The sequence below is a fragment of the Streptomyces sp. SID5785 genome, from assembly GCF_009870065.1.
Classification (GTDB): Bacteria; Actinomycetota; Actinomycetes; order Streptomycetales; family Streptomycetaceae; genus Streptomyces.
The window spans coordinates 1-8,409 of record NZ_WWIA01000340.1; the positions used below are offsets into that span (position 1 = coordinate 1).

Here is an 8,409-nt window from a genome sequence, read left to right on the forward strand (position 1 = left end):
ATTTTTGGCACGCTGTTGAGTTCTCAAGGAACGGACGCTTCCTTCGTACTCACCCTCTCGGGCTTTCCTCCGGGCGCTTCCCTTCGGTCTTGCGTTTCCGACTCTATCAGACCGTTTCACCGGCCGATTTCCTCGGGGTCCTGCTGGTTTCGCTTTCGCTTTCCGGCCTTTCGGCTTTCCGGCGATCTCGACTCTATCAGATCCTTTCGGGCCTGATTCCCAGTCAAGTGGGTTTGTCTTCCCGGCCGTTGGGCCGTTCCGACGTCCCAGACCTTAGCGGATCCTCGCGGCAGTTCCTAATCGAGTGGATCAGGGCATGCGCAACCCGATTTCGAATTGAATTCGGACACGCCGAAATCAATCCCGTCGGGAGATCGTGCGGATGGTGTGGGTGCCGCGTCCGCGGCAGAAGGTGTTGTCGCAGAACCGTTACGGCCCCGTGGCAACCCGAAGAACCTTACGGATCGCCCGGGGGCGTGTCAACCCCCACCCTCGTGAACGTCAGTCGAGATCGCTGAGCCGACCGCCGGCGTCCGGCTGCGCGTGCTCCACGCGGCGGAGGAGGCGCGTGAGCACCTCGCCTAGGAGGCCGCGCTCGACCGAGGTCAGGTCCTGGAGGAGGTCCTCCTCGAAGACCGTCGCGAGGCGCATCGCCTCCAGCCACTTCTCGCGGCCCTCCGCGGTGAGCTCGACGATGACGCGGACACGGTTGTTCTCGTCGCGGTCCCGCGTGACCAGACCCTCCTGGACCATGCGGTCGATCCGGTGGGTCATCGCCGCCGGGGTCAGGCCGAGTCCCTTGGCGAGCTCGCCGGGGCCCATCCGGTAGGGGGCACCGGAGAGGACGAGGGCCTTGAGGACCTCCCACTCGGCGTTGCTGATGCCGATCTCCGCGGTCTGCCGGCCGTACGCCACGTTCATGCGGCGGTTCAGCCGCCCCAGCGCCGAGACGATCTGCTCGACCTGGGGGTCGAGGTCCTGGAACTCGCGCTGGTACGCGGCGATCTGCTCTTCGAGGGTCGGCTCCGCTGCCGGGCCGCCCGGGGTGTCCGCCATGCCGCGCAGTATGGCACGGAGACGGTTGGCGTCGAAGTCCTCGGATGTGTATTGTTTAGCTTCTAACTTTAGGTTCGAAGTCTTCAGGGTGAAGGCTTCCACAGTCGAGGCAGGTGAAAGTGACCAGGGCGATGGGCGCCGCGATGCGGCGTGTGCAGATGGGCAGTGCGCTGAGCTCGTTCGGAGTGGGCTTCACGGTTCCGTTCCTTTATGTGTACGTGGCGGAGGTGCGGGAGCTGGGGGCCGGTGCGGCCGGCATCGTGCTGGCCGCGTTCGCGATGGCCGCCCTCGTCGTCCTGCCGTTCACCGGCCGTGCCATCGACCGCCGCGGGCCGATGCCCGTGCTGCTCGTGGCGTCGGGCGTCGCGGCGGTCGGCGCGATAGGGCTCGGGCTCGCCGTCAGTGAGCCCGCCGCCATCGCCGCCGCCGCCGTGCTCGGTGCGGGCACGGCCGTGCTGCAGCCTGCGCTGGCCACGATGATCGTCTGGTGCTCCAGCCCGCAGACGCGGACGCGTTCCTTCGCCATGCAGTTCTTCCTGCAGAACCTGGGCCTGGGCATCGGTGGCCTGATCGGCGGCCAGATCGTCGATGTGGACCGGCCGGACAGCTTCCTGCTGCTCTTCGGCATCGAGGCCGTCATGTTCCTGGTGCTCGCGGGCATCGTGCTGACGGTCCGGATGCCGCAGGGGCACCACCTCGGGGAGGCGGTGCCGAAGGGCGACGCCAAGGGCGGGCTGCGGACGCTGCTCGGTCACCGGGCGATGCTGCAGCTGTGCGTGCTGGGCTTCGTGCTGTTCTTCGCCTGCTACGGCCAGTTCGAGTCGGGGCTCAGCGCCTACGGCGTCGAGGCCGCGGGCATCTCCCCGTCCACGCTGGGCATCGCCCTCGCGGCGAACACGGCGATGATCGTGGTCGCGCAGTTCGCCGTGCTCAAGTTCGTCGAGCGGCGCAAGCGCTCCCGGGTGATCGCCGCCGTCGGTGTCATCTGGGCCGTCGCCTGGGCGGCCGCGGGGTACGCGGGCCTCGGGCACGGCAGCCAGGCCATGGCCACCGCCGCGTTCATCTCGACGTACGCGCTCTTCGGGCTCGGTGAGTCGATGCTGTCGCCGACCGTGGCACCGCTGGTCGCCGATCTGGCCCCGGCGGGCATGGTCGGGTCGTACAACTCGGCGTTCGCCCTGGTCAAGCAGTTGGCCCTGGCGGTCGGTCCGGCGGTGGGCGGTCCCATGGGCGCCGCGCTGCACGGTCCGTACATCGTGACGTTCATGCTGTTCTCGCTCGGTATCACCGCGCTGGCGCTGCGCCTGGGCCGCCGGCTGACGCCGGTGCAGAATCAGCCGTCGCTCGCGGGCAGCCGGATCGTCATGCAGAGCACGCCCGAGCCGGCCGGTTCGGTGGCCTCGGGCTGAGCCCCGGGGAGAGCGTCAGGCCTGGTCGGGGAGGACGAACTCGCACCAGACGGCCTTGCCGCCGCCCGGGGTGCGGCGCGAGCCCCAGTTCGACGCGATCGTCGCGATGATGGCGATGCCGCGGCCCGTCTCGTCGCCCGGTTCGGCGCGGCGGCGCCGCGGCAGGTGGTCGTCCCCGTCCGTCACCTCGATGATCAGGCGGCGGTCGGTGCGGCGCAGCCGCAGGCGCATGGGCGGGGTGCCGTGCTGGAGCGAGTTCGCGACGAGTTCGCTGGCGGCGAGGACGCCCAGGTCGTGCAGCTCCACCGGGAAGCGCCAGCTGGTGAGGACGCCGGAGGCGAAGGCGCGGGCGCGCGGGGTGGCCTCGACGCCGCCGAGCAGTTCGAGCGCTGCGTTGCGGAAGAGTTCGCCGTCGGTGCCGTTGCGCGCGGGGTGCTGGAGGACGAGGACGGCGACGTCGTCGTCGTGGTCGGCGGTGACGCCGAGGGCACGCATCAGCCGGTCGCACACGACCTGCGGGCTGCCGGTGGCGCCCGCCAGCGCGTGTTCGAGGGCGGCGACGCCCTCGTCGATGTCCTCGTCGCGGCGCTCGACCAGTCCGTCGGTGTACATGACGGCGGTGGAGCCGGGTCCGAGCGGGACCGAGCCGGAGGCGTGCAGCCAGCCGCCGGTGCCGAGCGGGGGGCCGGTCGGTTCGCCGGCGCGGTGGATCGTGCCGTTCTCGTCGCGGACGAGGATCGGCAGGTGGCCGGCGGACGCGTAGACGAGGCGGCCCTCGTTCGGGTCGTGGACCGCGTAGACGCAGGTGGCGATCTGGTGCGGGTCGATCTCGATGGCGAGGCCGTCGAGCAGTTGCAGTACTTCGTGCGGGGGCAGGTCCAGGCGGGCGTAGGCGCGGACGGCGGTGCGCAGCTGGCCCATGACCGCGGCGGCGCGTACCCCGCGGCCCATGACGTCGCCGATGACGAGGGCGGTGCGGCCGCCGCCGAGGGTGATGACGTCGTACCAGTCGCCGCCGACCGCGGCCTCGGTGCCGCCCGGCTGGTAGGTGGCGGCGATGCGCAGGTCGTCTGGCTCCTCGAGCTCCTGCGGGAGCAGGGAGCGCTGGAGGGTGACGGCGGTCTCGCGCTGGCGGCGCTCGCTGGTGCGCAGTCGCTCGGCGGCCTCGGCGTGGTCGGTGACGTCCGCGGCGAAGATCAGGATGCCGGGTCCGTCGCCGGTGTCGAGCGGAGTGCAGGTCACGGTGTACGAGCGGCCGCCGGAGGTCTTGCGGGACTTGACGGTGCGGGGTCTGGCGCTGCGCAGCACCTGGTCGAGGAGCGGGAGCAGGCCGAGTTCGTCGAGCTCGGGGAGGGCGGCGTGCGCCGGTTCGCCCGTGGGGCGCTCGCCGAAGGCCGCCGCGTACGCGTCGTTGACGTAGGCGAGGCGGTGCTCGGGGCCCTGGACGAGGGCGACGAGGCCGGGGATGCGGTCGAGGACGTCGCGGACGGGGAGGGTGTCGATGCCGCCGCCCGTCTCGCCGGGCGGGTGCTCGGCGCGGGCGGCGGGGACGGCACCCTCGCCCCGCTGGGGTACGCCGTGGTCGGCCCGCGCTGCGGCGCGGCGCTGCGTTCCGGGGAGCCGGGCGCTCCAGCGTGTGAAGTTCACTTGGGAAGAGCCTCGTGGGGTCGTGGTCGGGCGATGCGCCCGCCCATGGTCGGGGACCAGTCTGGCCGACCGTACTGACAAACGTCAGACGCCGGCTCGCCTGCGGTAGTTCCGCGTTCCGGTGGTGGGGCCGCCGTCGGCCCGTGGGGCGAGCGTCAACGGGACGGTCAGGACGACCCTTTCGGGTCCGTGGAGGGATCGTCGGTGGGCCCGGGCGGTCCCGCAGATGGGTCCTCAGGAGGGACGCCCCCGGCCGCGAGTTCGAACTCGGCGCGCGGCCGCTCCAGGGAACCCAGCGAGACGATCTCCCTCTTGAAGAGTCCGGAGAGCGTCCATTCGGTCAGGACTCGGGCCTTTCGGTTGACGGTGGGCACCCGGCTGAGGTGGTAGACGCGGTGCATGAACCAGGCAGGGTAGCCCTTCAGCTTGCGTCCGTAGACGTGGGCGACGCCCTTGTGCAGGCCCAGGGAGGCGACCGATCCGGCGTACGCGTGGGCGTAGTCGGTGAGGGGTTCGCCGCGCAGTGAGGCCGCGATGTTGTCGCCGAGGGTGCGGGCCTGGCGGACGGCGTGCTGGGCGTTGGGCGCGCAGGTGCGGCCGGGTTCGTCGGCGGTGACGTCGGGGACGGCGGCGGCGTCGCCGGCGGCCCAGGCGTGCGGGGTGCCGTCGACGGCGAGCGCGGCGGTGCAGGTGAGGCGGCCGCGGGCGTCGAGCGGCAGGTCGGTGGCGGCGAGCAGGGGGCTGGGTTTGACGCCGGCGGTCCACACGACGGTGCGGGTGGGCAGGCGGGTGCCGTCGCTGAGGACGGCGACGCGGTGCTCGCAGGACTCGAGGCGGGTTCCCAGGCGTACGTCGATGTTGCGGCCGCGCAGTTCGCGGATCGTGTACTCGCCCATCTCGGGGCCGACTTCGGGCAGGATGCGGTCGCTGGCCTCGACGAGGACCCAGCGCAGGTCCTCGGGCTTGATGTTGTGGTAGTGCTTCGCCGCGAAGCGGGCCATGTCCTCGAGTTCGCCGAGGGCCTCGACGCCCGCGTAGCCGCCGCCGACGAAGACGAAGGTGAGGGCGGCGTCGCGGATCGCGGGGTCGCGGGTGGAGGAGGCGATGTCGAGCTGTTCGATGACGTGGTTGCGCAGGCCGACGGCTTCCTCGACGGTCTTGAAGCCGATGCCGTGGTCGGCGAGTCCCGGCACGGGCAGGGTGCGGGAGACCGAGCCGGGGGCCAGGACCAGTTCGTCGTAGGGGAGCGAGGCGGGGCCGGTGCCCTCGTCGGAGCTGGCGAGGGTGGTGTAGAGCGCGGTCCGTTTTGCGTGGTCGACGGACTCGACCGCGCCGACGATCACCCGGCAGTGCGGCAGGACGCGGCGCAGCGGGGCGACGACGTGGCGCGGCGAGATGGATCCGGCGGCGGCCTCGGGCAGAAACGGCTGGTAGGTCATGTACGGGTCGGGGGTGATCACGACGATCTCCGCGGAACCGTTTCTGAGCTCGTGTTTCAGCTTCTTCTGGAGGCGCAGGGCCGTGTACATCCCGACGTATCCGCCGCCGACAACGAGAATGCGCGCACCCTTGCCGGGTGTGGGGGTCGTCCCCCGGTCGTTTGCTGCCCTCACCCTCCCATGACGCATCGGGGGCCTGCGTTTGTCCACAGCCTCGACAATTTGTGTGACGGAACGGAGTGCGTCGTACCGGTTGCGGGGCGGGGCGGGCGGGGCCGGCCCGGCGGGAGGCGCGCAGGTCAGCGTGGGAGCGGTGGGGGGCGGGCGGTGGTGCAATCGGGGTGGAATCGTCGCGTACTCCGTTCGGGGGGCGCTCCGTGCGGAACCTGCCCCTTCTGAATTGACTCTCGGTCAACTATGTTCGGGGTGTCGGGGTGTCGGGGGACGCACTGACGGCTCCGCAGGGGCGGCTGCCGGACTTCTCTGTCTGTTCCTCACGCACCGGCTGACAAATGACGGGGAGTGTCTCCGGGGGGAGACGTCATTACCGGGGGAACACATATGCACATTCAGGATTCTCATTGGACCTCGGCGTCCGCGGTGGCGCCGACGAGTGTCCCCGGCGGGGCCAACGGCCGGAGCGTGGGTGACAGTTCCCGGTCCGCACCGCTGCGGGTGGACGCACAGCGCAATCTGGAGCACGTCCTGCGGGCCGCCCGCGAGGTCTTCGGCGAGCTGGGGTACGGGGCTCCCATGGAGGACGTGGCGCGCCGTGCCCGTGTCGGCGTGGGCACGGTGTACCGCCGTTTCCCGAGCAAGGACGTCCTGGTGCGGCGCATCGCCGAGGAGGAGACGGCCCGGCTGACCGACCAGGCCCGCACCGCCCTCGGCCAGGAGGACGAGCCGTGGTCGGCGCTGTCGCGCTTCCTGCGGACCTCGGTCGCCTCGGGTGCCGGCCGGCTGCTGCCGCCGCAGGTGCTGCGCGTGGGCGTGCCCGAGGAGCGGGACGAGACGCGGGTGCCGCAGCAGCGGTCCGCGGCGGACGTGCCGGACCTGCGGCTGGTCGAGCAGCGCGCGGCGCAGGGCGAGACGCTGCCCGCGGACGACTCGGGGGCAGCGTCGCTGCTCGAGGTCGTGGGCCGGCTCGTGGACCGGGCGCGCGAGGCGGGTGAGCTGCGCACCGACGTGACCGTGGCGGACGTCCTGCTCGTGATCGCCACGGCGGCGCCCTCGCTGCCGGACGCCGCGCAGCAGGCGGCGGCCTCGGCCCGGCTGCTCGACATCCTGCTGGAGGGTCTGCGCTCGCGGCCCGCGTGACCGGCAGGATCCGCGAGAGGAACGGTGCGCGCCCGGGGCGTGTCTCGCACGTGGCGTCGTCCGCCCGGAGGGCGGGCGAGGCGGACGGGACTTCGAAGCACGCCCCGGGCCGCGAACGGCAGCGCGTCGCCGCTCACGGCCAACTGACATGTATTGAACGGGAGTTCACCCCTACCCGGGCGAGCGGATCGTAGAGCTTCCGGGCGGGAAAACTCCACGGATGAGTGGTTGCTGTGCAGTGACCGGCGCGGGCCGCCACCCGTGTGGCACTCTTTCCCGGTGTTCGGGTCAGAGTGTGCGGTCGGGGGCTTTCCGCGATGAGCGTTGACGGGCGGGACGAGCAGCAGCCCGGCGGACCGGGGACGGACGCCGAGAGCGGCGCACCCGGCGAGGCGGCACGGCAGGTGCCGAGCCAGGGCGGTCCGGGGCGTGCCCCCGCACCGGCACCGGGCGACGCCGAGGCGGCCGGTGCGTCCGTACCGGCGCAGCGCGAGGGCCTCGGCCCCGATGCCGCCGAAGCCGCCGAGGCCCCCGTGGAGACCGCCGGGGGCGACGCCTCCCTGTCCGACGCGCTGCTCTCCGGCCCGCCGCCGGACGCCCCGCTGTCCGACGCGGACCTCATCGGCCGGATGCGCGCGGACGACGACAGCGCGTACGAAGAGCTGTACCGCCGGCACGCCGCCGCCGTCCGCCGGTACGCCCGCACCTGCTGCCGCGACGGCCACACCGCCGACGACCTCACGGCCGAGGTCTTCGCCCGCATGCTGCAGGCCGTGCGCGGCGGCAGCGGGCCCGAGTACGCGGTGCGCGCCTATCTGCTGACCACCGTGCGCCGGGTCGCCGCGGGCTGGACGAAGTCCGCGAAGCGCGAGCACCTGGTCGACGACTTCGCGCTCTTCGCCGACCAGGCCGCGCGGTCCAGCGAGGTCCTCGACGACGACACCCTGGAGCTGGGCGCCGACGTCCGCGCCATGCACGAGGCCGAGCAGTCGATGGCCATGCAGGCCTTCCGCTCGCTGCCCGAGCGCTGGCAGGCCGTGCTGTGGCACACCGAGGTGGAGGACGAGTCGCCGAGCGAGGTGGCCACCCTCTTCGGGCTCGACGCCAACGGCACGCGGGTACTGGCCAAGCGCGCCCGCGAAGGCCTCAAGGAGGCCTACCTCCAGGCCCATGTGTCGGCCACCCTCGTGCAGTCCGAGGAGTGCTCCCGCTACGCGGACCGCCTCGGCGCGTACGCCCGCGGCAGCCTGCGCACGCGCGCCGAGCGCGGCCTGCGCAAGCACCTGGAGGAGTGCGCCAAGTGCCGGCTGGCCGCGGGCCAGATCAAGGAAGTCGCCAGCGGTATCCCGGCGGTCGTGCCGATCGCGGTCATCGGCTGGTTCGGCGCCGCCGGGTACGCGAAGGTCGTTGCGCTCGTCGGTGGCGGCGCCCTGGGCGCGGCGGGTGCCGGCGGTGCGGCCGCGGCGACCGGCGGGGCCTCGGGCGGTGCGGCCAGCGGCGCGGCGTCCGAGGGGCTCGGCGCCCCGGCGAAGGCCGGTATC

6 protein-coding genes are annotated in these 8,409 nt (G+C 72.4%); 3 read left to right on the top strand and 3 right to left on the bottom strand.

Features of this window, described 5'->3' with window-relative positions; all coding sequences use genetic code 11:
- Positions 1-501 precede the first annotated feature (501 nt).
- Positions 502-1,056, bottom strand: a complete 555-nt coding sequence (locus GTW43_RS11100) for a MarR family transcriptional regulator (RefSeq protein WP_161301487.1) — start codon at positions 1,054-1,056, stop codon at positions 502-504.
- Positions 1,057-1,187: 131 nt separating this feature from the next.
- Between GTW43_RS11100 and GTW43_RS11105 the strand changes: the two genes are divergently transcribed.
- A complete protein-coding gene (locus tag GTW43_RS11105) occupies positions 1,188-2,465 on the top strand; it encodes an MFS transporter (RefSeq protein WP_161301492.1) in 1,278 nt (425 codons plus the stop codon).
- Positions 2,466-2,480: 15 nt separating this feature from the next.
- Here the strand turns inward: GTW43_RS11105 and GTW43_RS11110 are convergent, their stop codons facing one another.
- Together GTW43_RS11110 and GTW43_RS11115 are read right to left on the bottom strand one after the other, a co-directional pair.
- Positions 2,481-4,112 carry a SpoIIE family protein phosphatase gene (locus tag GTW43_RS11110; protein ID WP_161301488.1) on the bottom strand — a complete coding sequence of 544 codons (1,632 nt, stop codon included), beginning with the start codon at positions 4,110-4,112 and terminating at the stop codon, positions 2,481-2,483.
- A gap of 167 nt (positions 4,113-4,279) precedes the next feature.
- Positions 4,280-5,740: an NAD(P)/FAD-dependent oxidoreductase gene (locus GTW43_RS11115; RefSeq protein WP_161301489.1), complete on the bottom strand. Its 1,461-nt coding sequence runs from the start codon at positions 5,738-5,740 to the stop codon at positions 4,280-4,282.
- Positions 5,741-6,112: 372 nt separating this feature from the next.
- Between GTW43_RS11115 and GTW43_RS11120 the strand changes: the two genes are divergently transcribed.
- Both GTW43_RS11120 and GTW43_RS11125 read left to right on the top strand, forming a co-directional pair.
- Positions 6,113-6,868 carry a TetR/AcrR family transcriptional regulator gene (locus GTW43_RS11120; RefSeq protein WP_161301490.1) on the top strand — a complete coding sequence of 252 codons (756 nt, stop codon included), beginning with the start codon at positions 6,113-6,115 and terminating at the stop codon, positions 6,866-6,868.
- Positions 6,869-7,185: 317 nt separating this feature from the next.
- On the top strand, positions 7,186-8,409 hold a 1,224-nt coding region (locus GTW43_RS11125), incomplete at its 3' end, for a sigma-70 family RNA polymerase sigma factor (protein ID WP_161301491.1).

Bases quoted from the DNA above. Each gene is read 5' to 3' on its own strand.
- GTW43_RS11105 (WP_161301492.1), top strand. From the start codon at position 1,188: ATGGGCGCCGCGATGCGGCGTGTGCAGATGGGCAGTGCGCTGAGCTCG.
- GTW43_RS11120 (WP_161301490.1), top strand. From the start codon at position 6,113: ATGCACATTCAGGATTCTCATTGGACCTCGGCGTCCGCGGTGGCGCCG.
- GTW43_RS11100 (WP_161301487.1), bottom strand. From the start codon at position 1,056: ATGGCGGACACCCCGGGCGGCCCGGCAGCGGAGCCGACCCTCGAAGAG.
- GTW43_RS11115 (WP_161301489.1), bottom strand. From the start codon at position 5,740: ATGCGTCATGGGAGGGTGAGGGCAGCAAACGACCGGGGGACGACCCCC.